This is a genomic window from Aquabacter sp. DMC10, assembly GCF_056314145.1.
This window is the reverse complement of record NZ_JBQUYX010000001.1, coordinates 589,165-614,759: the sequence shown is the minus strand read 5'-3', so window position 1 is coordinate 614,759 and position 25,595 is coordinate 589,165. Positions and strand designations below refer to the sequence as shown.

The 25,595-nt window shown below is 68.4% G+C and carries 26 protein-coding genes; 10 read left to right on the top strand and 16 right to left on the bottom strand.

Translation table 11 applies throughout. From position 1 onward, the window contains the following. Positions 1-34: 34 nt before the first annotated feature. The 3 genes from ACT54L_RS02840 to ACT54L_RS02830 all read left to right on the top strand — a co-directional run bounded on the left by ACT54L_RS02840 (position 35) and on the right by ACT54L_RS02830 (position 2,853). A complete protein-coding gene (locus tag ACT54L_RS02840) occupies positions 35-1,018 on the top strand; it encodes a TRAP transporter substrate-binding protein (RefSeq protein WP_476084018.1) in 984 nt (327 codons plus the stop codon). 59 nt (positions 1,019-1,077) lie between these two features. Continuing rightward, on the top strand, positions 1,078-1,608 hold the full coding sequence (locus ACT54L_RS02835; protein ID WP_476084017.1) for a winged helix DNA-binding protein: 531 nt from the start codon (positions 1,078-1,080) through the stop codon (positions 1,606-1,608). Positions 1,609-1,878: 270 nt separating this feature from the next. Further along, positions 1,879-2,853, top strand: coding sequence for a polyhydroxyalkanoate depolymerase (locus tag ACT54L_RS02830; RefSeq protein WP_476084016.1), 975 nt, complete (start codon positions 1,879-1,881; stop codon positions 2,851-2,853). A gap of 99 nt (positions 2,854-2,952) precedes the next feature. Here the strand turns inward: ACT54L_RS02830 and groL are convergent, their stop codons facing one another. Both groL and groES read right to left on the bottom strand, forming a co-directional pair. Next, a complete protein-coding gene (gene groL, locus ACT54L_RS02825) occupies positions 2,953-4,590 on the bottom strand; it encodes a chaperonin GroEL (protein ID WP_476084015.1) in 1,638 nt (545 codons plus the stop codon). 43 nt (positions 4,591-4,633) lie between these two features. Further along, a complete protein-coding gene (groES, locus tag ACT54L_RS02820; RefSeq protein ID WP_188584048.1) occupies positions 4,634-4,921 on the bottom strand; it encodes a co-chaperone GroES in 288 nt (95 codons plus the stop codon). A 391-nt stretch (positions 4,922-5,312) separates the two neighbouring features. Here groES and ACT54L_RS02815 point away from each other — a divergent pair, with 391 nt between their 5' ends. Both ACT54L_RS02815 and cytX read left to right on the top strand, forming a co-directional pair. Next, entirely contained in the window at positions 5,313-5,786 is a 474-nt protein-coding gene (locus ACT54L_RS02815) for a hypothetical protein (protein WP_476084014.1), read from the top strand. A gap of 361 nt (positions 5,787-6,147) precedes the next feature. Then, on the top strand, positions 6,148-7,425 hold the full coding sequence (gene cytX, locus ACT54L_RS02810) for a putative hydroxymethylpyrimidine transporter CytX (protein WP_476084013.1): 1,278 nt from the start codon (positions 6,148-6,150) through the stop codon (positions 7,423-7,425). A 48-nt stretch (positions 7,426-7,473) separates the two neighbouring features. Here cytX and lepA read toward each other — a convergent pair whose 3' ends face one another. The 5 genes from lepA to hemC all read right to left on the bottom strand — a co-directional run bounded on the left by lepA (position 7,474) and on the right by hemC (position 14,037). Further along, positions 7,474-9,279 (bottom strand): translation elongation factor 4, encoded by a 1,806-nt coding sequence (gene lepA, locus ACT54L_RS02805; RefSeq protein ID WP_476084012.1) that lies wholly within the window; start codon positions 9,277-9,279, stop codon positions 7,474-7,476. Positions 9,280-9,407: 128 nt separating this feature from the next. After that, entirely contained in the window at positions 9,408-10,961 is a 1,554-nt protein-coding gene (locus tag ACT54L_RS02800; protein WP_476084011.1) for a heme biosynthesis HemY N-terminal domain-containing protein, read from the bottom strand. After that, positions 10,958-12,226 carry a COG4223 family protein gene (locus tag ACT54L_RS02795; RefSeq protein WP_476084010.1) on the bottom strand — a complete coding sequence of 423 codons (1,269 nt, stop codon included), beginning with the start codon at positions 12,224-12,226 and terminating at the stop codon, positions 10,958-10,960. The genes ACT54L_RS02800 and ACT54L_RS02795 overlap by 4 nt, the downstream gene beginning before the upstream one ends. A gap of 140 nt (positions 12,227-12,366) precedes the next feature. Further along, positions 12,367-13,086: a uroporphyrinogen-III synthase gene (locus tag ACT54L_RS02790; RefSeq protein ID WP_476084009.1), complete on the bottom strand. Its 720-nt coding sequence runs from the start codon at positions 13,084-13,086 to the stop codon at positions 12,367-12,369. A gap of 9 nt (positions 13,087-13,095) precedes the next feature. Beyond that, on the bottom strand, positions 13,096-14,037 hold the full coding sequence (hemC, locus tag ACT54L_RS02785; RefSeq protein WP_476084008.1) for a hydroxymethylbilane synthase: 942 nt from the start codon (positions 14,035-14,037) through the stop codon (positions 13,096-13,098). Positions 14,038-14,210: 173 nt separating this feature from the next. Here hemC and tsaD point away from each other — a divergent pair, with 173 nt between their 5' ends. Together tsaD and ACT54L_RS02775 are read left to right on the top strand one after the other, a co-directional pair. Then, positions 14,211-15,272 carry a tRNA (adenosine(37)-N6)-threonylcarbamoyltransferase complex transferase subunit TsaD gene (tsaD, locus tag ACT54L_RS02780; RefSeq protein WP_476084007.1) on the top strand — a complete coding sequence of 354 codons (1,062 nt, stop codon included), beginning with the start codon at positions 14,211-14,213 and terminating at the stop codon, positions 15,270-15,272. 4 nt (positions 15,273-15,276) lie between these two features. Next, positions 15,277-16,260 (top strand): NAD(P)H-dependent glycerol-3-phosphate dehydrogenase, encoded by a 984-nt coding sequence (locus tag ACT54L_RS02775; RefSeq protein WP_476084006.1) that lies wholly within the window; start codon positions 15,277-15,279, stop codon positions 16,258-16,260. Positions 16,261-16,292: 32 nt separating this feature from the next. On the opposite strand, the gene ACT54L_RS02770 is transcribed toward ACT54L_RS02775, so the two are convergent. Beyond that, positions 16,293-16,592 carry an antibiotic biosynthesis monooxygenase family protein gene (locus ACT54L_RS02770; RefSeq protein ID WP_476084005.1) on the bottom strand — a complete coding sequence of 100 codons (300 nt, stop codon included), beginning with the start codon at positions 16,590-16,592 and terminating at the stop codon, positions 16,293-16,295. A gap of 255 nt (positions 16,593-16,847) precedes the next feature. Between ACT54L_RS02770 and ACT54L_RS02765 the strand changes: the two genes are divergently transcribed. Then, positions 16,848-17,273, top strand: a complete 426-nt coding sequence (locus ACT54L_RS02765) for an EVE domain-containing protein (protein ID WP_476084004.1) — start codon at positions 16,848-16,850, stop codon at positions 17,271-17,273. A gap of 81 nt (positions 17,274-17,354) precedes the next feature. On the opposite strand, the gene ACT54L_RS02760 is transcribed toward ACT54L_RS02765, so the two are convergent. Both ACT54L_RS02760 and ACT54L_RS02755 read right to left on the bottom strand, forming a co-directional pair. Further along, on the bottom strand, positions 17,355-17,660 hold the full coding sequence (locus ACT54L_RS02760; protein WP_476084003.1) for a putative quinol monooxygenase: 306 nt from the start codon (positions 17,658-17,660) through the stop codon (positions 17,355-17,357). Next, on the bottom strand, positions 17,657-18,301 hold the full coding sequence (locus tag ACT54L_RS02755; RefSeq protein WP_476084002.1) for an NADPH-dependent F420 reductase: 645 nt from the start codon (positions 18,299-18,301) through the stop codon (positions 17,657-17,659). The genes ACT54L_RS02760 and ACT54L_RS02755 overlap by 4 nt, the downstream gene beginning before the upstream one ends. Positions 18,302-18,368: 67 nt before the next feature. On the opposite strand from ACT54L_RS02755, the gene ACT54L_RS02750 reads away from it, so the two are divergent. Beyond that, the gene (locus ACT54L_RS02750) at positions 18,369-19,355 is read left to right on the top strand and encodes a LysR family transcriptional regulator (RefSeq protein WP_476084001.1); all 987 of its coding nucleotides are present in this window, start codon (positions 18,369-18,371) and stop codon (positions 19,353-19,355) included. Next, positions 19,327-19,992 (top strand): class I SAM-dependent methyltransferase, encoded by a 666-nt coding sequence (locus ACT54L_RS02745; RefSeq protein WP_476084000.1) that lies wholly within the window; start codon positions 19,327-19,329, stop codon positions 19,990-19,992. The genes ACT54L_RS02750 and ACT54L_RS02745 overlap by 29 nt, the downstream gene beginning before the upstream one ends. 4 nt (positions 19,993-19,996) lie before the next feature. On the opposite strand, the gene ACT54L_RS02740 is transcribed toward ACT54L_RS02745, so the two are convergent. The 6 genes from ACT54L_RS02740 to ACT54L_RS02715 are packed head-to-tail and all read right to left on the bottom strand — an operon-like array spanning position 19,997 to position 25,595. Beyond that, positions 19,997-20,989 carry an NADPH:quinone oxidoreductase family protein gene (locus ACT54L_RS02740; RefSeq protein ID WP_476083999.1) on the bottom strand — a complete coding sequence of 331 codons (993 nt, stop codon included), beginning with the start codon at positions 20,987-20,989 and terminating at the stop codon, positions 19,997-19,999. Between the two features lie 10 nt (positions 20,990-20,999). Next, entirely contained in the window at positions 21,000-22,115 is a 1,116-nt protein-coding gene (locus tag ACT54L_RS02735; protein WP_476083998.1) for a CaiB/BaiF CoA transferase family protein, read from the bottom strand. A 3-nt stretch (positions 22,116-22,118) separates the two neighbouring features. Continuing rightward, entirely contained in the window at positions 22,119-22,787 is a 669-nt protein-coding gene (locus ACT54L_RS02730; protein ID WP_476083997.1) for a 3-hydroxyacyl-CoA dehydrogenase family protein, read from the bottom strand. A gap of 3 nt (positions 22,788-22,790) precedes the next feature. Continuing rightward, entirely contained in the window at positions 22,791-23,666 is an 876-nt protein-coding gene (locus ACT54L_RS02725; RefSeq protein WP_476083996.1) for a 3-hydroxyacyl-CoA dehydrogenase family protein, read from the bottom strand. A gap of 9 nt (positions 23,667-23,675) precedes the next feature. Then, a complete protein-coding gene (locus ACT54L_RS02720) occupies positions 23,676-24,842 on the bottom strand; it encodes an acyl-CoA dehydrogenase family protein (RefSeq protein ID WP_476083995.1) in 1,167 nt (388 codons plus the stop codon). A 12-nt stretch (positions 24,843-24,854) separates the two neighbouring features. After that, entirely contained in the window at positions 24,855-25,595 is a 741-nt protein-coding gene (locus ACT54L_RS02715) for an SDR family NAD(P)-dependent oxidoreductase (RefSeq protein WP_476083994.1), read from the bottom strand.

The following is a 25,595-nucleotide window of genomic DNA, read 5'->3' as shown; positions in this document are numbered from 1 at the left end:
TTACGTCGCAAGCCAAACACGAGAGGGACAGACTATGGCGCTTAAACGTTTCCTCGCCCCGGCGCTCGCCGTCGCGGGCCTTGCCGCTCTCGCCGCCGGGCCTGCGGCGGCCCAGACCAAGTGGAACCTGCCGTCCGCCTATCCGTCGGACAATTTCCACACCGAGAACCTCGCCCAGTTCTCCAAGGACGTGGAAGCTGCGTCCGGCGGCAAGCTGGTCATCACGCTCCATCCCAACGCCTCGCTGTTCAAGGCGCCGGACATCAAGCGCGCGGTGGCCACCGGCCAGGCCCAGGCCGGCGAAGTCATCATGTCCATCCACGAGAACGAAGATCCCATCTTCGGCATCGACGTGGTGCCCTTCCTGGCCACCTCCTATGAGGATTCCAAGAAGCTCTGGAAGCTGTCCCGCCCGGCGGTGGAAAAGAAGCTCGCCTCCCAGGGCCTGATGGTGCTCTATGCGGTACCGTGGCCGCCGCAGGGCATCTTCTCCAAGAACCCGGTCAATACGCTGGCCGACCTGAAGGGCGCCAAGTGGCGGGCCTATAATCCCGGCACCTCCCGCATCGGCGAAATGATCGGTGCCCAGCCGGTCACCGTGCAGCAGGCGGAGCTGGCGCAGGCCTTGGCCACCGGCGTCGTCACCGCCCTCATCACCTCCGCCGCCACCGGCTATGACGTGAAGATCTGGGAGAGCATCCCCTATTTCTATGACGTCCAGGCCTGGCTGCCGAAGAACCTCGTGTTCGTGAACAAGGCCGCCTTCGACGCCCTCGACAAGCCCACCCAGGAGGCGGTCCTCAAGGCCGCAGCCGCCGCCGAGGAGCGGGGCTGGCAGACCTCCATCGAGAAGTCCAAGTGGTACATGGAGCAGCTGAAGGCCCACGGCATGAAGGTGGAGCCGCCCTCGCCCGAGCTGAAGGCCGGCTTCCAGAAGATCGGCGAACAGCTGACCGCCGACTGGCTGAAAAAGGCCGGCCCGGATGGACAAGCCATCGTGGAAGCCTTCAAGAAGTGAGATCGCACCGGGCGGCTGAAAGGCCGCCCGGTCTTTTCTGCCGAAGGTGGTGCCCGTCCATGTCGGAACCGAAGCTGTCGACCTCTTCGCTGGGGTCCATCGTGTCCTCGGCCCATCTGGCGGACGGCGCCCTGCCGGCGCTCTCCGAGCTCGAATTCGGGCTCAACATGATCAGCCATGCCTATCAGCGCTGGATGATCCGTTGCATGGCCGCCGCCGGGGTACCGGATCTGTCCGCCCTGGATGTGCTGGTGCTCCATCATGTGGTACATCGCCAGCGGCCCAAGACCATCGCCGATCTGTGTCTTGTCCTCGACGTGGAGGACACACACCTCGTCACCTACGCCGCCAAGAAACTGCAGAGCCTCGGCCTGGTCGCCGCCGGACGGCGCGGCAAGGAAAAGACCTTGTCCGCCACAGAGGCCGGTCGGAGGGCGTGCGGGCGCTATCGCGAGGTGCGCGAAGCCCTGCTGACACCGACCGTCGCCGCCACGGGCATTTCGGCCGAAAAGCTGTCGGAGGTCGCGGCGGTGCTGCGTGCGCTGTCCGGCCATTACGACCAGGCGGCCCGGGCGGCGGCGAGCCTTTAGCCCATGTGAATACCGGCGATCCGGCTCCGTCGGAGGCCGGTCGGGACTGCGCGGATCCGTCGATTTCCTATTTCCCGTCCAGCGCGTATCCTCGCTTCGGCCCAATCTGCCGATGAGGACCGGCCCATGGTGGAGGAGACGCAGCACCACCCGAACGCCCGGGGGCCTTCCTCCGGGCGGGCGGCATCCCCGCTGGCCAGTGGTGCCTTTCGCCCCTTTGGCATCCGCACGGTGCGCCGCGGGGCCAGACGCGTTCCGGTGGAAGAAAGTGTGGATGCGGTGTTCGGCGCCGGGCAACTCCGGTGCTTCCGGGCCGTGGGCGGTCCGCGCCGCTCCATCCTCGTGGTGGCCCCGCTGGCCGGCGCCTTTCCCTATCTGCTGCGGGACTTGGTCGTCGCCTTGCTTGGCCTTGCGGATCAGGTGGCGGTGACGGATTGGCCCGACGCCCGCTACCTGCCGCAGGAGCGCGGGGCCTTCGGTTTCGACGCCAATTGCCTGGAGACCGCGGCCATGATTGCGGCGCTCGGGCCGTCCTGCCATGTGGTGGGGGTCTGCCAGGGCGCCGTGCCGGCCCTGGTCGCGACCGCGCTTGCGGCCGAGGAGGGGCGCGGACCCGCCAGCCTTTCGCTCTTGGGGGGACCCATCGATCCCGCCTGCCACCCCACCAATCTGGACCGGGTCCTGTCCTCTCCCGTGAGCACTGGACCGGCGGACGCGCTGTTCGAGACGGTGCCTGCGGTTTTTCCCGGCGCGGGGCGGCGGGTCTTCCCCCGTAGCCGGCAGATGCAGGCGTTTGGCTTTTACCTCTGGCGGCAAGGCCTCACGGGCGGCGAACTGCCGCTGAAGCTGCTGGCCGATGATGGCGATGATCCGCTGAACTTCCCGCTCGCCCGGCTGTGCTGGGACATGATGGATATTCCGGCGGAGTTCTTCCTGGAGAATGTGGAACGCGTGTTCCGGCAGCGTCAGCTCGCCGCCGGGACGCTCCATGTGGGAGGGCGCCGGGTGGATCTGGCGGCCATTGACCGCACGCTTCTCCTGACACTTGAGGGCGAGGATGACGACATCGCCGCCCCCGGCCAGACGGAGGCCGCGCACGCCCTGTGTCCCAACGTGCCGGCGGCCATGCGTCGGCATCGGCTGGTGAAGGGGGCGGGGCACTTCTCTCTTTTCTACGGCGGCCGCATGCGCCGCGACGTGCTGCCCGCTCTGGCCCACGCGCTGGCTTTCGCCGAGACGGTCTGAAACGCAAAAAGGGCGCGGCCGGAACCGCGCCCTTTCTGTATCAGCCCCCAGCCGGCGCTGCCGGCTGGGCACTTAAGGTCTTGGTCGGCTTGGACTGCCTCAGAAGTCCATGCCGCCCATGCCGCCGCCGGGCATGGCGGGGGCCGCGGATTCCTTCTTCGGCAGCTCGGCCACGAGCGCCTCGGTGGTCACCAGCAGGCCGGCCACGGAAGAAGCGTCCTGGAGGGCGGTGCGCACCACCTTGGCCGGGTCGACGACGCCGGCAGCCACCAGGTCCACATATTCCTCGGTCTGGGCGTTGAAGCCGAAGTTCGGCTCCTTGGTCTCCAGCACCTTGCCCACCACGATGGAGCCTTCCACGCCGGAATTCTCGGCGATCTGGCGGATGGGGGCCTCGAGGGCGCGCAGGACGATCTTGATGCCGGCGGCGATGTCGGGATTGTCGGAGGTCAGGGCCTCGACCGCCTTCTTGGCGCGCAGCAGGGCCACGCCGCCGCCGGGGACGATGCCTTCTTCCACCGCAGCGCGGGTGGCGTTCAGGGCGTCGTCCACGCGATCCTTCTTCTCCTTGACCTCGACCTCGGTCGCGCCGCCGACGCGGATCACCGCGACGCCGCCCGCGAGCTTGGCCAGACGCTCCTGGAGCTTCTCACGGTCGTAGTCGGAGGAGGTCTCTTCGATCTGGGCCTTGATCTGGGCGACGCGGGCCTCGATGTCGGCCTTCTCGCCAACGCCGTCGACGATCGTGGTCTTTTCCTTCTCGAGGATGACCTTCTTGGCACGGCCGAGCTGGGCGAGGGTGACGTTCTCGAGCTTGATGCCGAGATCCTCGGAGATCACCTGGCCACCGGTCAGGATGGCGATGTCTTCCAGCATGGCCTTGCGGCGATCGCCGAAGCCGGGGGCCTTGACGGCCGCGACCTTCAGGCCACCGCGCAGCTTGTTGACCACGAGGGTGGCCAGCGCCTCGCCTTCCACGTCCTCGGCCACGATCACCAGCGGCTTGCCGGTCTGCACGACAGCCTCAAGAACGGGCAGGATCGGCTGGAGGCCGGAGAGCTTCTTCTCGAAAATCAGCAGGAAGGGATCTTCCAGGTCGGCGATCATCTTCTCCGCATTCGTGATGAAATAGGGAGACAGATAGCCGCGGTCGAACTGCATGCCCTCGACCACTTCCAGCTCGGTGTCAGCGGTCTTGGCTTCCTCGACGGTGATGACACCCTCGTTGCCCACGCGCTGCATGGCGCCAGCGATCATCTCGCCGATGGAGGCATCGCCGTTGGCTGAGATGGTGCCGACCTGGGCCACCTCGGCGGAGGAGGAGACCTTCTTGGCGCGGGCCTGGATGTCACGGACGGCCTCGGCGGTGGCAAGGTCGATGCCGCGCTTCAGGTCCATCGGGTTCATGCCGGCGGCAACAGCCTTGGCGCCTTCCTTGACGATTGCCTGGGCGAGCACGGTGGCGGTGGTGGTGCCGTCGCCGGCCAGGTCATTGGTCTTGGAAGCGACTTCGCGGACCAGCTGGGCGCCGAGATTCTCGAACTTGTCCTCGAGCTCGATCTCCTTGGCGACCGATACGCCGTCCTTGGTGATCCGCGGGGCGCCGAAGGACTTCTCGATCACCACGTTGCGGCCCTTGGGGCCGAGCGTGACCTTCACAGCATTGGCGAGAATGTCGACGCCGCGCAGCAGCTTCTCACGGGCATCGCCGGAAAATTTCACTTCTTTGGCAGCCATGTGCCTTACTCCTGAATGAGAAAAGGGAAAAAGCGCCGAAGCCTCAGCCGATCACGCCGAGGATGTCGCTTTCCTTCATGATGAGCAGGTCCTGGCCGTCGATCTTGACCTCGGTGCCGGACCACTTGCCGAACAGGACGCGGTCGCCGGCCTTGACATCAAGCGCCACGACCTTGCCGCTCTCGTCGCGGGCGCCGGGGCCCACGGAGACGACCTCGCCCTCCTGGGGCTTTTCCTTGGCGGTGTCGGGGATGATGATGCCGCCGGCGGTCTTCTGCTCGGCTTCGATGCGCTTGACGACCACGCGGTCATGCAGAGGGCGGAAGGACATGGGCCTGATCCTCTCAGTTTATCCCTGCGGGCGCTTGGCCCGCGAATGTTGGCACTCCCATCTGGAGAGTGCCAATCCGCGACCGGAGATAGGATGGCGCTTGCGGCCCGTCAAGGAGGCGGCCCTTACCTTTATGTAAGAGATGGCCAGCTAGATTGGCGATCTTGAGGCCATCGGCGGGCGGGCTGGCGGCGGCGGAGGGGCGACCCTTCGGTACGAGCATCGACGCCGCGCCGAACAGGCACTATGGTCCCAATCGCCGGTTCCTTCCGGGAGCGCGGCGATGCGGTTCGGGCGCTTGCTTCGGAGTTTGTGAATGTCTTGGTCTCCCGCTTCATCGCTCGCAGGCAGGTCGCGTGCCGGGCACGAGGGTCGCAAAGAGGACCGGGCGGTGCGGCAAGGGTCGCGCGGTCGGTTTGCCGCCGCTGCCTTCATCGCCGCTCTCGCTCTGGCGGGCTGCGCCTCTGAGCCCCCGCCTCCCCCGCAGCCCGCAGTGCCGCAATATACGAGCCCTATCGCCGCCGCGAGCCTCGTGGGGCGCTATGGCCTTGCCGCCTATCACCGGCCGGAAGACGCCCAGCGCACGGAAAACCAGGCCCGCGCCCAGTGCTCCAATCCCTATGTCATCACCGCCGGCCCCAATGGCGGCGTGATGATGTACCTCGCCGACGACAACAAACTCACCGAGGTCATCTCCAAGCAGGTGCCCGGCCAGCCGGTCTTCATCGGCCCGGCGGAAGACCCGGCGGGAGGCGAGCGCGACCGCCAGGTGATCTCCTTCAACGGCAATGTGCTGGTGCTGAAGTGGGTCGACCCGGAAGTCTCCAAGCGCTACGGCACCATGGTTTATGTCCGTTGCCCGTGACCGGTCCGCGCGCCGGCTGATGGGATCGGCGCGCGCCTCCCGCCCTGCTGCCGGGGCGGGTTGATGGGTCCGATGCAGCCAGGGAGAACCCCCTGGCCGGGCGGGAGGGCCGCGGCGCTTCCACCGGACTGGCCTCGGCTTTGCCAAAACTGGGCGTGGTGATGGCCAGCCTCGGCTTCAACGGCTCGCGTCCTTCAGATTTTTCGTGGCTGGGAGGACTTTGTCGAGCGCTTCAGCGTTCCATGGCAAAGCTGAAGCGGTCTAAATCTTTGTTCCTGGCGCATTTCCTTCACGCGAACCGGTTCCCACTGCGCGCGAAAATGCTCTAGGGTCCGCGACGGCACAGCTTGCCGGTGGCCCCATGGACTCTCCTTCTTCCTATGATCCCCTCGTCCCCGTCGCCCCCGCCCAGCGGGCTTTCGGCGCGCGGGATGCCTTTGCCCTGTGGTTCTCGTTGGGGATCGGGCTCCTCGTCCTCCAGGCGGGCGCTCTGCTCACGCCCGCCCTGAGCCTGGGCGCGGCTCTGGGGGCGATCCTCGCCGGCTCGGCCTTGGGGGTCATCCTGCTGGCGCTGGTGGGGGTCATCGGGGCGGATACCGGCCTCGCCTCCATGGCCATGCTACGGCCGACGCTCGGCCTGCGCGGCGCCGTGGTGCCCACCCTCATCAACGTGATCCAACTGGTGGGATGGGGGTCGTTCGAGATCATCATCATGAGCCAGGCTGCCGATGCGCTCCTGCGCACCACCCTTGGCGTTTCCATGCCGGTGGTGTGGACGGTGGTCTTCGGCGCCCTGGCCACCGGCATCGCCGTGCTCGGCCCGGTGTCTTTCGTGCGCCGTTTCCTGCGGGCCTGGGGATTGTGGCTGATCCTGGCCGCGGCCGCGTGGCTGACCTTTCGGCTGCTGGCCCAGCATGACCTCAAGGCCCTGTTCACCCGCCCTGCGGAAGGCGGCCTCGGCTTTGGTGGCGCCGTGGACCTGGTGGTGGCCATGCCGCTCTCCTGGCTGCCGCTCATTTGCGACTACAGCCGCTTCGGTCGCACGTCCTCCGGCGTGTTCCGGGGCACGGCGCTCGGCTATTTCATCGCCAATGTCTGGTTCTACGGCCTCGGCGCCGCTTATGGGCTGGCCACGGGTGAGGAAATGTCGCTGGTGACAGCCCTGGCCACCGCCGGTGGCGGCCTGGCGCTTCTGCTGATTCTCCTGGACGAGACCGACAATGCCTTTGCCGACATTCACTCGGCTGCGGTCTCAACGGGCACCTTGTTCGGCAAGGTCCCGGTCCTGGCGCTCGGCTTCGGCGCCGTGTGCACCCTCATCGCGCTGACCGTGCCGCTGGCGCAATATGAGGGCTTCCTGCTGCTGATCGGGTCCGTCTTCGCCCCCCTGTTCGGGGTCGTACTGGCGGACCACTTCCTGGTGCGCGGCCGTCGGATCGAAGCGGCTGCGATCACGCGCCCGGGTGGGGCCTATTGGTTCACCGCCGGATGGAACGTGCCGGCACTGTTCGCCTGGGCCTGTGGCATCGCCATCTTCCACGGTGTCTCCACCTTTGTGCCGGAGGTGGGCGCCACCTTGCCCGCACTGGTGCTGGCCGGGGCCATCCACGCCGGCATGGCCTTCTCGCGAAAGGCGTGAGGGCGCCGCTCCGGGCACCGCCCGGAGCTCCTTGGGTGACAGGTCGGCTCAGTCGTCCATCTTCAGGGCGGCGATGAACGCCTCCTGCGGGATCTCAACCTTGCCGAACTGGCGCATGCGCTTCTTGCCTTCCTTCTGCTTGTCCAGAAGCTTGCGCTTGCGGGTGATGTCGCCGCCATAGCACTTGGCGGTCACGTCCTTGCGCAGGGCCTTGATGGTCTCGCGGGCGATCACCTTGGCGCCGATGGCGGCCTGGATGGGAATGTTGAAGAGGTGCTGCGGGATCAGGTCCTTCAGCTTCTCGCACATGGCCCGGCCGCGGAATTCCGCCCGGGTGCGGTGGACCAGCATGGACAGGGCGTCCACCGGCTCGCCATTGACCAGGATGGACATTTTGACGAGGTCGCCGGGGCGATAGTCGGTGATGTTGTAGTCGAAGGAGGCATAGCCCTTCGAGATGGACTTCAGCTTGTCGTAGAAGTCGAACACCACCTCGTTCAGCGGCAGGTCATAGGTGACCATGGCGCGGGCGCCCACATAGGTCAGCTCGATCTGGTTGCCGCGCCGGTCCTGGCAGAGCTTCAACACGGCGCCCAGATATTCGTCCGGCGTCATGATGGTGGCGCGGATCCAGGGCTCGCGGATCTCCTCGATCTTCACCACATCCGGCATGTCGGCCGGGTTGTGCAGGTCGATGGTGGAGCCGTCGGTCAGCTCCATCTGGTAGATGACCGACGGCGCGGTGGCGATGAGGTCGAGGTCGAACTCGCGCGACAGGCGCTCCTGGATGATCTCCAGGTGCAGTAGCCCCAGGAAGCCGCAGCGGAAGCCGAAGCCGAGCGCTGCCGAGGTCTCCATCTCGAAGGAGAAGCTGGCATCGTTGAGGCGCAGCTTGCCCATGGCGGCGCGCAAATCCTCGAAATCCGCCGCATCCACCGGGAACAGGCCGCAGAACACCACCGGCTGGGCCGGCTTGAAGCCGGGCAGGGGCTCGGCGGTGGGGCGCTTGTCCTCGGTGATGGTGTCGCCGACGCGGGTATCGGCCACTTCTTTGATGGACCCGTTGAGGAAGCCGATCTCGCCCGGGCCCAGGCTCTCCATGGCCACCATCTTGGGCGTGAACACGCCGACGCGGTCCACGTCATAGACGGCGTCCGCGCCCATCATCTTGATGCGCATGCCCTTTTTCAGGGTGCCGTCGATGATGCGCACCAGCACCACCACGCCCAGATAGGTGTCGTACCAGCTGTCCACCAGCAGCGCCTTCAGCGGCGCGTCGCGGTCGCCCACGGGGGCGGGCAGGCGGGTCACGATGGCTTCCAGCACCTGGTCGATATTGAGACCGGTCTTGGCCGAGATGCCGATGGCGTGGGAAGCATCAAGGCCGATCACGTCCTCGATCTGGCTCTTGACCTTTTCCGGCTCGGCGGCCGGCAGGTCGATCTTGTTCAGGACCGGGACGATCTCGTGATTGTTGTCGATGGCCTGGTAGACGTTGGCCAGCGTCTGCGCCTCTACGCCCTGGGAGGCGTCCACCACCAGGAGCGAGCCTTCCACGGCGGCGAGCGAACGGCTCACCTCATAGGCGAAGTCCACGTGGCCGGGTGTGTCGATGAGATTGAGCGTATAGGTCTGGCCATCCTGCGCCTTATAGGTGAGGCGCACGGTCTGGGCCTTGATGGTGATGCCCCGCTCGCGCTCGATGTCCATATTGTCGAGCACCTGGTCCGACATCTCGCGCTCGGATAGGCCGCCCGTCATCTGGATCAGGCGGTCGGCGAGGGTGGACTTGCCATGGTCGATATGGGCGACGATGGAAAAGTTGCGGATATGGGTCTGGGCGCTGGCGGTCATGCGGGCCGCATAGCACCGCCGCCGAAGGCCCACAAGGCACAGCGCCGAAAGCCGATGGTTTCAGCACTCGGACATGGGCATGCGGCGGGGGATGCGGGGCGTTCAGGCGCTCCGCATCCCAGTTCGTCTCAAAGCGCCGCGGGGCGGCGGGCCTCCACATCCTCTTCCGACCGCAACGGACCGGGATCGTCGGGAAGGGGCGGCATGGCGACGATGGGAGAAGCTTTGGCCTCGCCGCGCGCGGGCGCGGGTTCCGCCTTGGCGGGTTCCGCCGGCGCCACGGGGGCAGGCGCCTCCGCCTGCGCTGGCTCGGCGGCCGGCACGATGGCCGGCTTGGGCGGCGGAATGGCGGCAATGGCGGCCCTCAGCCGCTCCGCCTCGTGCTCGATCAGCGGCGTTGCGGTGACGCCCGGGGGCACCTCCCACACATAGGCGTCGAGCTTCCCCGTGACCGGGGAGACCGGTGCCCAATGCTCGGAGACCACGCCATCGGCGATCCAGGCGGGATCGCGCGGCGCACGCAGGGCGCGGGCGGCCCATTCGCGCGCCTTGCCCACGTCGCCATTCTCGCTCGCTTCCAGCTCCGCCATCAGCAGGCAGATGCGCTGGGTGGGCTCCATGGCCAGCGGCTGCAGCACCGCACGGGCCTCCGCATACTCCTGTGCATCCAGGGCGGCATGGGCGAGGGCGATGCGGCTTTCGAAATGCTCCGACGCCGTGGCGGCCAGCACCCGGACCCGCTTCAGCCGGTCGATGGCCGCGTCACCCGGCCGCAGGTGGGCATAGACATCCGCCAGCTCGGGATGGGGCGTTGCCTGATAGGCGGCGGAGAGGATCTTGGCCGCCTTCTTCAGATCGCCCGCCTGGCCCAGCAGACGGCCGGCCACGGCGGCGGCGGGCACGAGGCTCGGCGCAAGCCGCACTGCTTCCAGTGCCCGCTCGCGGGCGAGCGCCGGATCGCTGGTCTCGATGGCGAGGGCCTCAGCCGCCAGCAGCACCGCGCGACGGCGGCGATACTGGGTCTTGTCGATGCCGCGGGCGGCCATCTGCCGCTCGAGCGTTTCGCGGGCACCGGCATAGTCCCCATCCGCACAGCGGGCCTCCAGCACCGCATCCACCGCCCAGGGCAAGGCCGGGGCGAGGGTGGCGGCTTCCTCGGCAAGCGCACGGGCGGCGGGCAGATCCCCGGCGCGTCGCGCCTCCATCTGCATGCCGCGCAGGGCGAGGATGCGGGTTTCCGGGGCTTCCAGCATCAGCCGGAAGGACTGCACCGCCACGTCCCGGTTGCCATCGAACTGCGCGGACTGGGCCGCCAGAAGATGGGTCAGGGGCTCGTGGGGCAAGTAGCGCGCCGCCTCGTCGCGTGCGCGGCGGGCGGCGGCGGCATCGCCTGCGCCGATGGCAAGCAGGCCACGGGAAATGGCTTCCCAGCCCTTCTCCCGCCGCCGGCGGCGGGAAAACCGGGCCAGCAGGCGCGGCGACGAGAGAAGGAAGGAAAGGAGCCGCCAGACCAGGATCAGCACGCCCGAAAACAGGGCGAGCGCGGCCAGCGCCACGGGGACCGTGGTCTCCAGGCGCCAGCCCTGCCAGGCGATCACCATCTCTCCCGGCCGGTCGGCAATCCAGGCGCCGCCGAAGGCGATCAGGGCGAGTGCGATGAGAAGAAGGACGAGGCGGATCACGGAACCTTCCCCGAAATGGCGGCCAGCGCCTGCTGATAGAGGGCGGTCGCGGCGGTGGCCGCGTCGCGGCGGGCGGTGATCTGCGCCGTGACGGCGGCCAGCTTGGTCTTCAGGTCCGCCGGCAGGGCGTTGAGCGCCTCCAGGGCCTTGTCGAGATCGCCGGCGCGCAGGGCCGCTTGGGCCGCCGCGAGGCGGTCGGCCGCAGCCGGGGCGGCCGGCGCGTCGGAGGAGCGCACGCGCACGAGGCTTTCGGCGCTGTTCAGCAGGCGGTCCACCATGGAGCCTCCGGCCGGTGCAGCTGGCGCCTCGCTGACGCTCTGGCCGGCAGCGGCGGCCGCTTCCGTGAGCTTGCGGCTCAACTCAGCGGGCGTCGGCAGGCCGCTGGCGGCGGCACCGGCGCTTGCCTCAAGCGGGGCGGCGCCCTGGCCGAGCACCGCGCGGGCGGCGTTCAACTCGGCGGCAAAAGGCCGGCCGGACAGGATGGCCTCCCGCAGAGCGCCGACCACGGCGAGGGTGGCGACAGCCTTGTCGGTGGCGGCGGAAGCGGCCGCGACGGTGTCCAGTTTTTTCTGCACGCCGTCGATGCGGGCAGCCAAGGCGGTGCCTTGCTGGCTGACAGCGGCGGCCGCGGCCGCGCTGTCCTTGGTCGCCCCCAGGATCGATTGCTGGGATTGCTTCAGGGCATTCACCTCGCCCTGGATGCCGGACAGGGCCGCGTGGACGTCCACCGGCGGCGCGGCTTCCAGCTTGGCCACGCGCGCGGACAGAGTGGAGAGTGCGGTCGGATCGATGATGGGACGGGATTCCAGAACCACCACGCGGGCCGCAAGATCGCCGTCCGGGCCGCCGGGGAGCCGCCCATTGATGCCGTAGACCACCGCTGCCGCCGCCAGCGCGCCGGCAATGGCGCCCACCGGCAAGGCGAGCCACGGCGAGGGGCCCTCGCGATGGGAACGGGCGGGCGGGGAGATGAGGGCGCTTTCGGGGGCATCCGCCTTCGCCTTTTCAGGCGCGGTGCGGGCCTCCGGCGCGGGCGCGGCGGTGTCGGAGGATGGCTTGGCCTCCGCAACGGCGGCGGGGGAGGGGGATGGGGCCGCGGCGCCCGCTGCGTCGGGCAGGATGGCGTCGGGGGTGGCCGGCATGGGATCGTCCACCGCGGCTTCGGGAGCCGGTCGGGAGGTACGATCCTCCGGTGGCAGGTCTGCGCTCGCCGGGCCCGGCTCGGTGCCAGTCGGGTCGTTGCGGCTGCGATCGTTCCTCGCCATGGGCCTCCTCGTCCGTTTGATCCGGGCCTGACCGGCTTAAACCGCCCGCCCCGGCGGGGCAACCGCCGACGTGGCAGTATGGTTTCATCCGTGCGCCGGATCGGTAGCCGGCCAGCATGGCCGTGATGAGGCCGCCCGCGTCATTCTGCCCGATGCGGCGGAGGGAGAAGGGCAAGGAGCGCGGCCTCCTCGGGGTGGTCGCAGGCCTCGGCCCCATAGCCCGCCGCACGGAGTGGCGCTGCCACCGCCGCCGAGAGGCAGAAGTGGCGGAGCGAGGACATCTTTTCCCTCAGTCCGGCGCGCGCGGTGGCGGCCAGGAGGGCCGCGACGGTGCGGGGTGAATAATGCAGCGCTCCCTCAAGGGCGCCTGAGGCAAGGGCCTCCATGGTCTCGGGTGACAGATGGTCCGCCGGCACGGCGCGATAGAGCACGCAAACGTCCACGCAAATGGCGCGCCCGGCAACGGCTGCACCGATATTGCCCGCCCGTTCCTCCCCTGCCGCATGCAGCACCCGGGCCCCGGCGGGCAATTGGAGCGCCAGCGTCCTGGCCAGGCTTCCCACATCGCCCGCGCAGTCGATCACCTCCTTGAACCCCGCCGCCCGCGCCTCTGCCGCGGTGCGATGGCCGACGGCAAAGGCGGGAAGGGCAAAGATCTCCGGTGCGGTGGCCTGCGCCGCCAGGATGCGGACCGCATTGAGGCTGGTGAAGGCCAGCGCGTCGAAGCTGCCGCGGGGCAGGGACGCGCCCGTCGGCGCGATTACGAGCATGGGGTCGCTCACCACCTCATGGCCCAGCGCCGTCAGTCGGGCCAGGGTGGCCGAGGCGCCGGGCTCGGGACGGGTGAGGAGGAGCCGCATGCCGGTTCCTCAGGCGAGGCCCAGGGCCCGAGCGGGGGCTGAGCCACGCAGTTCAGCGCCCGCCACGGCTCCGAGAATGCCGGCTTCGTCGGCGGCGCCGGTCATGTCGATGGCCGCGCTGTCCTGCCCGTCCGGCGTCATGACCAGCCCCCGCAGGCGCACCTGCCGTCCGTCAACGGTGGCAAGGCCCGCAATGGGGGTGCGGCAGGAGCCGTCGAGGGCGGCGAGCAGGGCCCGTTCGGCCGTTAGCGCAATGCCGGTATCGCCGCACGCGATGGCGGCGATGGCGGCATTGGTCTGCGGATCATCCATGCGGCATTCGATGGCCACGGCGCCCTGGCCCACGGCGGGCAGGAAATCCTGCGTATCCAAAAGGGCGCTGGCCTTGTCGGCAAGGCCGAGGCGGGTGAGGCCGGCGAGGGCGAGAAGCGTGCCGTCGAATTCGCCCTCCTGCACCTTGGCGAGCCGGGTGTGGACATTGCCCCGCAGGAGCGCCACGTCCAGATCGGGCCGCAGCCGACGCAACTGGGCCTCCCGCCTCAAGGAAGCCGTGCCCACGCGCGCCCCGGCCGGCAGGTCGGACAGGCTCGCGCCTTCCCGCAGGATGAGAGCGTCGCGCACATCGGCGCGGGGCAGGTAGCCGGCCAGATGCAGCCCGTCCGGCAAGGTGGTCGCCACGTCCTTGGCGGAATGGACCGCGAGGTCCACACGCTTGTCCAGAAGGGCTTCCTCGATCTCCTTGGTGAACAGCCCCTTGCCACCGGCCTCCGACAGGGCGCGGTCCTGGATCTTGTCACCGGAGGTGCGGATCACTTCGATGACGATGCCTTCCGGCGATCGGCCGAGCGTGGTCGCCAGCGCATCGCGCACCGCATGGGCCTGCCACAAGGCGAGGGGGCTGCCGCGGGTGCCGATGGTGAGCCGAGCGGAGGAAAGGGAGGACAGGGCCATGAGGGAACGTTCGTCTCTTGTGTCGGGGTCGCGTAGGATGATAGCCGGAATCGCGGGGGGATGGAGCGGCGTTCCGGCGCAGGCCGTCGGAAGGGTGTTGTGCGCGTCGGCGACGGCGGGTTCTGAAGCCGCATGCGGGCAATAGCCGGGCACGCCCGGTCGGGAGGGATGAAGTGGCGGATCTTTTGGTGCTCGGGATCGAGACCACTTGCGACGAAACCTCGGCGGCCGTGGTGGCACGTGCGCCTTCGGGCGCAGGGCACATCCTTTCCAATGTCATCCGCAGCCAGATCGAGGCTCACTCTCCCTATGGCGGCGTGGTGCCCGAGATCGCTGCCCGCGCACATGTGGAAGTGCTCGACAAGGTCATTGCCGAGGCCATGCGCGAAGCACGCATCGGCTTCGCGGATCTTGCGGCCGTCTCCGCCGCGGCGGGTCCCGGTCTCATCGGCGGGGTCATCGTGGGGCTCACCACGGCCAAGGCCATTGCGCTGGCCGCGCGCCGCCCGCTGGTGGCGGTCAATCATCTGGAAGCCCATGCGCTGACCGCCCGCCTCACCGATGGCGTAGCCTTTCCCTATCTGCTGCTCCTGGTCTCGGGCGGCCATACGCAATTGCTGGCGGTGGAGGATGTGGGCCGCTATCGCCGCCTCGGCACCACCCTGGACGATGCGGTTGGGGAGGCGTTCGACAAGGTCGCAAAGATGCTCAGCCTGCCGTATCCGGGCGGCCCGGAGGTGGAGCGGCAGGCGCGGGAGGGAGACCCCAACCGCTTCGTCTTCCCCCGTCCCATGCTTGGCCGCCGGGAACCGGACTTCTCCCTTTCCGGCCTGAAGACGGCGGTGCGACTGGAGGCGGATCGCCTCGCGCCGCTCTCCGACCAGGATGTGGCCGACCTGTGCGCCTCCTTCCAGGCCGCCGTGGTGGATGTGATCGACGATCGGGTCCGCGCGGGCCTGCGCCTGTTTCGCGATCTCATGGGCAGCCCGCCCACCGCATTGGTGGTGGCCGGCGGCGTGGGCGCCAACGGGGCCATTCGCGACGCCCTTCAGCGCGTCGCCATCGAGATGGGCACTCGCCTTGCCGTGCCGCCGCCCGTGCTGTGCACCGACAATGGCGCCATGATCGCCTGGGCGGGGGCCGAACGGCTCTCCCGGGGATTGACCGATTCCTTGTCCACCAGCCCCCGGGCCCGATGGCCGCTGGATCCCGGCGCTGTGGCGGCGAAGGCGTGAGCACATGACGGCCTTTCAGCGCATCGGCGTGCTCGGCGCCGGCTCGTGGGGCACCGCGCTCGCCAATGTGATCGCCCGCGCCGGCCGGCAGGTGGTGCTGTGGACCCGCAATCCCGCCCAGGCGGCGGAACTGTCCGCCCTGAGGGAGAATCGCAAGGGCCTGCCGGGCATCCCGCTCGAACCCGGGGTGGCAGCGACGGCTGACCTTGAGGCGGTCGCGCAGACGCAGGCGATCCTGCTGGTGGTACCAACGCAGGCCTGCCGTCAGGTTCTTGAAACCATCGCGCCCCTTCTGGCACCTGGCGTCCCCATGGTGTCCTGCGCCAAGGGTATCGAGCGCGGCACGCGGGCTTTTGTCACGCAGGTGATCGGGGAAGCGGCACCGTCCGCACGGGCGGCGGTCCTGTCCGGGCCAAGCTTTGCCTCCGACGTGGCGCGCGGCCTGCCCACCGCCGTCACTCTGGCGGCACAGGACGAGGCGTTGGCGGAAGCGCTGGCCGCTGCCTTCGGCTCTTCCACCTTCCGGCTCTATCATTCCACCGATATGCGCGGCGCGGAGATTGGCGGCGCGGCCAAGAATGTTCTGGCCATTGCGGCCGGCATCGTGGCCGGTCGCCGGCTGGGCGCGAGCGCGGCGGCAGCCTTGACCGCCCGCGGCTTTGCGGAGCTGGCCCGCTTCGGCCGGGCCTTCGGCGCGCGGGCGGAGACACTGACGGGCCTGTCCGGCCTCGGCGACCTGATCCTCACCGCGTCCGGCCCGCAATCGCGCAACTTCGCCTATGGCCTGGCTCTGGGCGAGGGGCGGGCGCCGGAGGGCAAGCTGGCGGAAGGCGCCTTCACCGCGCAAGTCCTGGTGGAACTGGCCCAGGCCCATGGGCTCGAGATGCCCATCGCCCATGCGGTGGACAAGGTGCTGTCCGGCCATCTGACCATTGCCGCTGCCATCGAAGACCTGATGGCCCGCCCACAGCGCTCGGAAGAGATTTAGGCGCACCGGCCAGGGCCGATGCGCTGGGAGGCTCAGAAGCCGGTCAGCACCGTGTGCATGTGCTCCACCTGGGGCGGGACCGCGAAATGGGGACCCACCAGCTTGCGCCATTCCTGGAAGTCGGCTGATTCGCGGAAGTCCACCATGTGATTCTCGATGGTCTCCCACTCCACCACCAGGGTGTAGTGCTGGGGCTTTTCCACCGAGCGGTCGATGCGCATGGACCGGCAGCCCTTGGCGCGCTGGAACAGGGGCACGGCGAGCCGCGCGCCCGCTTCAAAGTCCGCCTCGTGGCCTTCCTTCACTTCAATCTGCGCGATTTCATAGACCATTCTTGTCCTCCCGAACGGGGTGGGCGGGCAGGCGGGCGGCCTGCCGACCGGCGAGCCGTGCGCCTCCCTCCAAGCAGAGAGGGGCGACGAACCATCGCCCTAACCGTTTGAATAAAGGCAAACCGCCGCCCTGTCCCTCGCCATGGATGACATTTCAGAAATGCACGTGAGGGCAGGTGGTCGCCTGCCCTTGCCAAGGCGCGGCCGCTCTCGCTAAAGCCAGGGCTTGACCCGGCGCGCACGAGGAGGGTTCCCATGGCCCACTGGCTCTACAAGTCCGAACCCTTCAAATGGTCCTGGGACAATCAGGTGGCCGCCGGCGCCAAGGGCACCAACTGGGACGGCGTGCGGAACCATTCCGCCAAGCTCAACCTCCTGGCCATGAAGGTGGGCGACCAGGGCTTCTTCTATCATTCCAACGAGGGCAAGGAGATCGTCGGCATCGTCGAGGTGATCCGCGAGGCCTATCCCGATCCCACCGACCCCACCGGCAAGTTCGTGATGGTGGACTTGAAGGCGGTGCGGCCCCTGAAGTCCCCCGTCAGCCTCGCCACCATCAAGGCCGATCCGCGCCTTCAGGAGATGGCGCTCATGAAGTATTCCCGCCTGTCCGTGCAGCCGGTGACCGACGCGGAATGGGACATGGTGTTGAGCCTGTCCGGGACGGCTCCGCAAGGCTAGGTCGCCGCGAGTCCCCGGCCCCGTCCGACAGGCCGGGGACCGGGGACCGACGCCGCGGGTTGCGGCGCGGCGCTCATGGCCTCATCGGTCAAAGACGAGGTCTGTGCGGATGTAGTGGCGCATTTCCTCGATCTCCTCGAGAAAGGGGCGCACCAGGGCAAGGAAAGGCGGGAAATGGGGTCCCTGTCGGAAGCCCGTGAGGTGATCTTCCGCGGAGCGCCAGAGGATCCTCAGGGTGAAGACCTCCGCCTCCTCCGCGCATCGTGCCATCTCATAGCCCAGGCACTCGGGCGCCGCCCGCAGGTGAGCCGCCGCCTCGGCATAAGCGCCCAGAAGAACCTCGGGGCTATGCTGCGTCAGCCGATAGCGCACATATTCGACGATCATGGTGCGCCTCCCGCACGGTGAAGTAAGGCGAAGGCGCTGTCCTGCGGCATACGGCCGGACAGGGCGGTGTGAATCCAGAGCATGGCATAGGGCTCCAGGAGACGGGCGAGCGCCAGGTCACCCACCGGCTTGGCGGCAAATCCAAGATCTTCAACCAATTGCGCCACCAGTTCGAGGGCGGCGCCCTCGGGGCCGGCAATGAACATGACGGGCGGCACGGCGAAGCCCGAGGCATCCGCCATCACGGCGAACCCCACCTGATTGAGGGTCTTGAACACCAGCGCGCCGGGGCACTGCGCCGCAACCTCTTCGCCACCGGAGCGATCGAAGCCAAGGGCAAGGGAGATGCCCTGCGGGCCGAAGGCCAGAGGATTGGTGGCATCAATGAGGATGCGGCCCGACAGATCGCCGCATGCCTCGAGCGCGGCTGGCACGTCCTGCCAATGGACGGCTAGGACGATGACATCCGCGCCTCGGAGGGCGGCGGCGACGTCGCCCACAAAGGCCTTCCCCGCCGCTTCTGCCGCCATCACGGCGGAGGCGGGATCGCGAACGCCATAGCGGATGGCGTGGCCCGCCCGGGCCCACCCCTTACCGAGTGCGCCGCCCACATGACCGGCGCCAATAATTGCGATCTGCATGCGCGAACTCCTTTCGCGCTCAGGATGGCGGCGCGTAGGTTATGAGCGCCAGTGAATTTGGTGAAGAATGGATATCGACATCAATCATATCCGTCGTCTGGACGGAGGACTGCTGCTGGTGTTCCGGGAACTGGCGGCCACCGGCCAGGCGACGGCTGCCGCTGAACGCCTTGGGTTGAGCCAGTCCGCCGTGAGCCACGGGCTGCGCCGGCTGCGGGCGGCATTGGGGGATGTGCTGTTCGTGCGCCGTCCCAATGGCCTTGTTCCAACGGCACGTGCGCTCCAACTGGTGCCGGTGGTGGAGGACATCCTCGCCCTCTCCCAGACGCTGGCACCGGCGGGCGGCGCCTTCGATCCGTTCGTGTCGCGACGGCATTTCCAGATCGCTGCCGCCGATCTGATTTCCACGCTGCTTGCGGCGCCGTTGACGCGCCGGTTCCAGGCCGCCGCGCCCCACGCGCGGTTCTCGTTTTCCTTCCTGGTGGGGCAAGCGGCGTGCGAGGCCGTGCGCCGGGGCGATGTGGATGTGGCGATCGGGCGATTCCACACGCTGCCGCGGGGTGTGGCCAGCACGCTCCTGTTCGAGGAGGGCTTCGTCGTGATCGCCCGGCGCGGCCATCCCGCCTTAAGGAAGGGGCTCGATCTCGCCACCTTCCTGTCGCTGGACCATCTGCTGGTGTCTTTCCTCGGCCGCGTCACCGGCCCTGTGGACGAGGTGCTCCAGGCGCAGGGGCTGCGACGGCGGGTGACGGGTTCGCTTCCCCTGTTTCTTGGGGTTTTCGACGCGGTGGCCGGCAGCGATGCCATCGCCACCGTCTCCCGGCGGCTCGCCGAGCGTCTGGCGGAAACCTACGGTCTTGACGTGTGGCCGGTTCCCGTTGACGTGCCCGCCTTTCCGGTGGTGGCCGTGCGTCGCGCGCCGCCGCTGCGGGATCCGGGCTTTGACTGGCTCATGAATGAAGTAAAAGCCGCCTGTGAGGCGTCAGCCGGGCGGCAGCATGCCCGCGGGCCAGATGAGGTGCGAAATGCCGACCCCCGTGACGCCGGCCCTTGATCCGCAGGCCTTTGTGGCCGCCGAGACGCGCCTGCGGCCCGTGCCGCTCGTTCCCGAGATCAGCCTGTATGTGGCCGACGAGGCGGTGCCGCTGTGGCATCGCACCGAGGAGGAACTGGGCAAAATGGGCCTGCCGCCGCCGTTCTGGGCCTTTGCCTGGGCGGGCGGGCAGGCGCTGGCGCGCCATGTGCTGGATCATCCCGATCTGGTCGAGGGGCGCAGCGTGCTGGATTTCGCCTCCGGCTCGGGCCTCGTGGGCATTGCCGCCGCCAAGGCGGGGGCACGCGCCGTGACCTGCGCGGACATCGATCCCTTCGCCCTTGCCGCCATCTCCCTCAATGGCGCCGCCAATGGGGTGGCGCTGGAGGGCCGGCAAGTGGACCTCATCGGCACCGACGACGGCTGGCAGACGGTGCTGGCCGGCGACATCTGCTACGAACGTGACCTTGCCGCGCGGGTGTTCGACTGGCTCCTTGCCCTTTCGGCGCGCGGTGCCATCGTCCTCATCGGCGATCCCGGCCGCTCCTATTTGCCCAAAGACCGGTTGGAGCAATTGGATGTCTACTCGGTGCCGGTGACGCGGGAACTGGAAGACATGGAAATCAAGCGCACGGCGGTGTGGCGGCCGCGCGCCTGACGTCTCACGCGTCCATCAGCACCACGGCCTTGCCCTGCACCTTGCCTTGCGAAACGAGGTCGAGGGCGTCAGGCAGTTCGGCGAAGGGGAAGCGGCGCATGATGCGCGGCTTCAGAACCCCGGCCCGCCAGAGGTCGAACAGCTCCACCTGAACGGCGCGCACCTTTTCGGGCGTCCGGTCGCGATAGTCGCTCCATTGCAGGCCGGAGATGGAAATGTTCTTCACCAGCAGATAGTTGACCTTGATGCTGGGGATTTCTCCAGCGGCAAAGCCGATCACCACGAGCCGCCCGCACCAGGCCATGGCCCGCACGGCGGCGGCGAAGAAGGCATCGCCCAGCGGGTCCAGCACCACGTCGGCGCCGTGGCCGTCGGTGGCGGCAACCACCTGCGCGCGCAGGCTGTCGCGCAGGTCGGGTGCCGAAAGATCGATCACCGCGTCCGCGCCGGCCTCCCGCACCACTTCGGCTTCCGCCTCCGAGCGCACCCCGGCCAGCACCCGCGCTCCCAGCCCCTTGGCGATCTGCACCGCCGCAAGCCCGACGCCGCCGGCCGCGCCGCCCACCAGGACGGTCTCTCCCCGCTTGTACTGGCCGCGCTCTACCAGCGCGAAATGGGCGGTCTGGTAGACGAGGCCCATGGCCGCGGCCTCGGCGAACTCCATGCCATCGGGCAGCCGGAAGGCCTGGGAGGGGGACACGAGCGCCTGCTCCGCGAAGGCGCCATGTTCCACCTGACCCATGATCCGGTCACCCGGCGCGAAATCTGTGACACCGGGCCCTACCGCGCAGACGATGCCGGCCAGATCCTTGCCCGGCGCGAAGGGGCGGGCCGGCAGGATCTGGTATTTGCCGGACACCACCAGCGTGTCGGGAAAATTGATGCCGGCGGCCTTCACATCCACCACCATCTCGCCGGGGCCCGGCATCAGATCGGGCAGGGTGTCGATCCGCATGGATGAGGGAGCGCCGTGCTCCCAGACGCGATAGCTGCGCATTGGGGCGTCCTCAAATGGCCAGATAGGGGTCGGTGGTTTCGCCCAGCTTCGGCGAACGGGCGCGGCCGGGCTCGGCCCGGAAGGCGGGCACCACGGGCACGGGGAGGGCAGGGAGCTCGCCAGTCTCAGTCTTCAGCATATGGGTGAAGACGCGGCGGGCGGTCACATGGGGGTCGTTCACCGCCTCCTCCAGCGAGGCGACGATGGAGCAGCATACGTCCTGCCCCTCAAACGCCGCCTGCCATTCCGCCGCGGTGCGGCTGGCGATGCGCTCCGAGATGCCAGCGATCGCCGCATCCGCCGACGCGTCAGCCGCGCGCAACGGTTCCGGCAGGTCGATGATGCGGGTGAAAGTCTCCCAGAACTTGTCTTCCAGGGGCGCGGCAGCCACATAGCGCCCGTCCTTGGTGGCATAGATGCGGTAGCGCGGCGAACCGCCCGTCACCAGCTCGTTGCCGGGCTGCGGCCAGCCAGCGCCGGAAAAGCCGTTGCCGAGGCCCCAATAAAGGAAGGTGAACAGGTTGTCCCCCATGGCGATGTCCAGGTGGCAGCCAAGCCCCGTCTGGTCGCGCTGGCGCAGAGCCAGGAGGATGTTCAGCACCGCCGGCATGGTCCCGCCCGCCACGTCCGCCGCCAGAACCGGCGGCAGGACCGGGGCGCCGTCCGCGCCAGCGGAGAGGCCGAGCACGCCGGTCTCGGCCATGTAATTGAGGTCATGGGACGCCACGTGGGCCTTCGGCCCGGTCTGGCCCCAGCCGGTGATGGAGCAATAGACCAGCTTCGGATTGATCCGCCGCAGCGCCTCATAGCCAAGGCCGAGGCGGTCCATCACACCGGGCCGGAACTGCTCCAGCACCACATCGGCGCGGGCGAGGAGGGGCTTGAGGCGCGCCAGCGCATCGGGGGCCTTCAAGTCGAGGGCGATGGATTGCTTGCCGCGGTTCAGCAGCACGAAATTCACGCTGTCCTCGCCCACCTTGGGCGCGTAGGCGCGCATCTCGTCGCCCCGTCCGGGCCGCTCGATCTTCACCACGCGGGCCCCGGCCTCGGCCAGGATAAGGCTGGCGAGCGGGCCGGGCAGGAGGGTGGAAAAATCCACCACCAGGACGCCATCGAGGGGCCGCATGGCTCAGGCTCCCTTCAACTGGCGGGCCTTGGCCACCTGTGCCCGGCGGGCCGGGGCATAGGCCGGGTCGCCGAGAGCTTCATGGAGCGCCGAGGTCACGTCGTGATGGGCGGCAAGGCCGGTGCGCTCCAGCAGCGCGATGGGGCCTTCGGGATAGCCAAGGCCCAGGCGCAAGGTGAGGTCCATGTCGTCGGCGGTAGCAAGGCCGGCATCGAGCTTAGCGAGGGCGGCGTTGTAATAGGGGCGCACCAGCCGGTCGACGATGCGGCCGGGGAAGTCGGCGCAGACGGCGGTCTTCAGGCCATGGGCGGTGAAGAGGGCGCGGGCGGCGGCGACGGCCTCGGGGGTGGTCTTCGGCTGGCGGACAATCTCCACCAGATCTGAGGGCGGCGCCTCGCCCAGCCGGAAGCGGGCAAAGCCCAGCACGTTCGCGCCTTCCTCGCCCCGCCACTCGCCGGTGTGCACGCCGAGGCATTCGGTGCCGAGCTCGATCAGGATGGCGGTGTAGCGTTCCTTGTCAGCCAATGCGGCGAAGGCGCGCCCGGCGCCGGGACCGAGGAGAAGGGCCACGGTGCCGGCCTCGCCCGCCGCCTCGATCAAGGGATGGGGGACGGGAAAGGAGCGGCTGGTGCCGGAGGCGATGACCCGATGTGAAGGGACAGGGTTTGACATGGGTCAGGCTCCGAAAATGGCCGAGGTCTGGTAGTCCAGGAAGCCGCGCTTTGTTTTGCGGCCGAGCCGCCGGGCGGCGACCATCCGGCGCAGCAAGGGCGGGCAGGCGGCGCGGGGCTCGTGGGTGACGTCATGGAGCGCCTCGCACAGCAGCACCTGGGTATCGAGACCCACCAGGTCCAGAAGCTCCATCGGCCCCATGGCGTAGCCGAGCGCGCCCTTGATGGCGGCGTCGATCTCCGCCGGCTCGGCGACGCCCTGCTCCACCAGCCGGATGGCGTCATTGTTGAAGGGCACCAGGAAGGCATTGAGGATGAAGCCGGGCGCATCCTGCGTCTTCACTGGCCGCTGGCCCATGGCCTCGCACAGCGCCCAGGCGCGGGCGAAGCTTTCGTCCGAGGTGTTCAGGCCCGGCGACATCTCCACCAGCTTCATCAATTGCGCCGGCAAGCAGAAATGCATGCCCACGAACCGGTCATCCCGGCCGGATTTGGCGGCGATCTCGGTGATGGACAAGGTGGAGGTGTTGGAGGCGAAGAGGGTCTCGGCCGGGCACACGCCGTTGAGCGCCGAGAAGAGCTGCCCCTTGACTTCCAGTTCCTCGAAGATGGCCTCGATGACCAGCCCGCAGGCCGCCATCTCGTTGACCGTGCTGGTGCCACGCACGCGGGAGAGGATCTCGTCCACCTCGGCCTGGGTGAGCTTGCCGCGCTGCACCGACTTGCCGAAGAAGGCGCGCATCTGGCCGAGGGCGGCCTCGACGCGGGTGGGATCGAGGTCGAACAGCAGGGTGGGGAAGCCGCCGCGCGCCGCCACGATGGCGATGCCGGTGCCCATGGTTCCGGCGCCGGCGACGCCGATGGTGATCTTTTCGGTCATGGGATGTCCTCAGCGCTCGATGAAGCTGCGGCCGATGAGCTGGCGGTGGATCTGGTTTGTGCCTTCCCAGATCTGGGTGATCTTGGCGTCGCGCATGAGCCGCTCCACCCGGTAGTCCTTCACATAGCCGTAGCCGCCATGGAGCTGGACCGCCTCGGTGGCCATGCGCATGGCAAGGTCGGAAGCCCGCATTTTCAGGATGGAGGCCTCGATGCCGATGTCAGTGACGCCTGCATCCACCTGTCGGCCCACATGCATGAGCCAGGCGTCGCACAGGGCCAGTTCGGCGGCGAGGTCGGCCAGCAGGAACTGGATGCCCTGGAATTCCACGATCTTTCGGCCGGATTGCCGCCGGCCATTGATATAGGCCACCGCATCGTCGAAGGCGGCATGGGCGATGCCCAGCGCATGGGCGCCCACCGACGGCCGGGACTTGTTCAAGGAGGCGAGCAACAGCTTCAGCCCTTCGCCGGGACCACGCAGCAGATTGGCCTTCGGCACGCGGCATCCGGCGAAGGACAAGGTGGCCGTGGAGGAGGCGCGGTGGCCCATCTTGTCCTCGAGCCGCGACACGGACAGGCCCGGCGTGCCCTTCTCAATGACGAGACAGGAGATGGCCGCCTTCGGATCGTCCACCCCCGCCCATTTGCCGAAGACGATGTAGAGGTCAGCGACGTCGCCGTTCGTAATGAACGTCTTGGAGCCGTCCACCACGATCTCGTCGCCCTCCGGGGTGAAGCGGGTGCGCATGACGGTGGCGTCCGAGCCCGCGTCCGGCTCGGTGATGACGAGGGAGGCAAGACCGCCCTCCGCGATGCGGGGCAGGAGGCGGGCCTTCTGCTCCTCCGCGCCGAAATCGATCAGCGGCTTCACGGCGTGGAAATTGGTGGCCCAGATGATACCGGTGGAAGCGCAGGCGGCGGAAATCTCCCGCACACAGGCGAGATAGGCGAGATAGGACAGGCCTGCCCCGCCATAGGCCTCCGGCACGAACATGGCATTGAGGCCGAGAGCATTGATGCCCTTCACATTCTCCCACGGGAATTCACCCGTTTCGTCATAATGGGCGGCGCGGGGTGCCACCTCGTCACGGGCGAAGGCGCGCACGCTGTCCAGCAGCAGCGCCTCGTCCTCGGGCAGGCCCCATTGGTCGTCGAGGCGGGAAAGTACGGTCATGAAACGCCTCCGTCAGTGGGCAATGCCCTGACCGCCATCGAGATAAATGGTCTCGCCGGTCAGGAAGGGCAGGTCTTCGCCGAACAGGGTGGCGATGAGGCGGGCCACCTCGTCCGCTTGGGCCGGCCCGCCGGTGGGGATGCGGGCGGCCAGGAAGGCGCGGACCTTCTCGGAGGCCAGATAGTCCTTGTTAAGATCGGTCTCGATATAGCCGGGGCCGACCGTCACCACGCGGATGCCCTTGGCCGCCCATTCCACCGCGAGGCAGCGCGTCAGGGCGGCAACGGCGGCCTTGGAGGCGCAATAGGCCGCGTTGTGGCGCACGCCCAGCTTGTCGAAGAAGGAGCCCATGTTCACGATCAGCCCGCCGCCGGCCGCAACCAGATGCGGATAGGCCTGCTGGCAGACGGAGAAGGTGGCGGTGGCATTGGTGGCCATTACCTCGGCGAATTCGGAGAGCGGCTGGCTGTCCGAGGGGCGGGCCACATGCAGGCCGGCATTGTTGACGATGCCGGTGATGGCGCCGGCCTGGTCCGCAAACTGCGCCAGGGCGGCCTCGACGGCGGCCGCGTCCGAGACATCGCCTTTCAGCGGGATGAGACGTTGGGCGAGTTCCTCGGGCACGGGGAGATTTTCTGGCCCCAGGCCCTTGCGGGAAAAGCAGCCCACCACGTGGCCGCGCCGGGCCAGTTCCAGAGCGATCACCGCGCCGATGCCCCGGCTGGCGCCGGTGAGGAAGATGTTGCGGCTCAT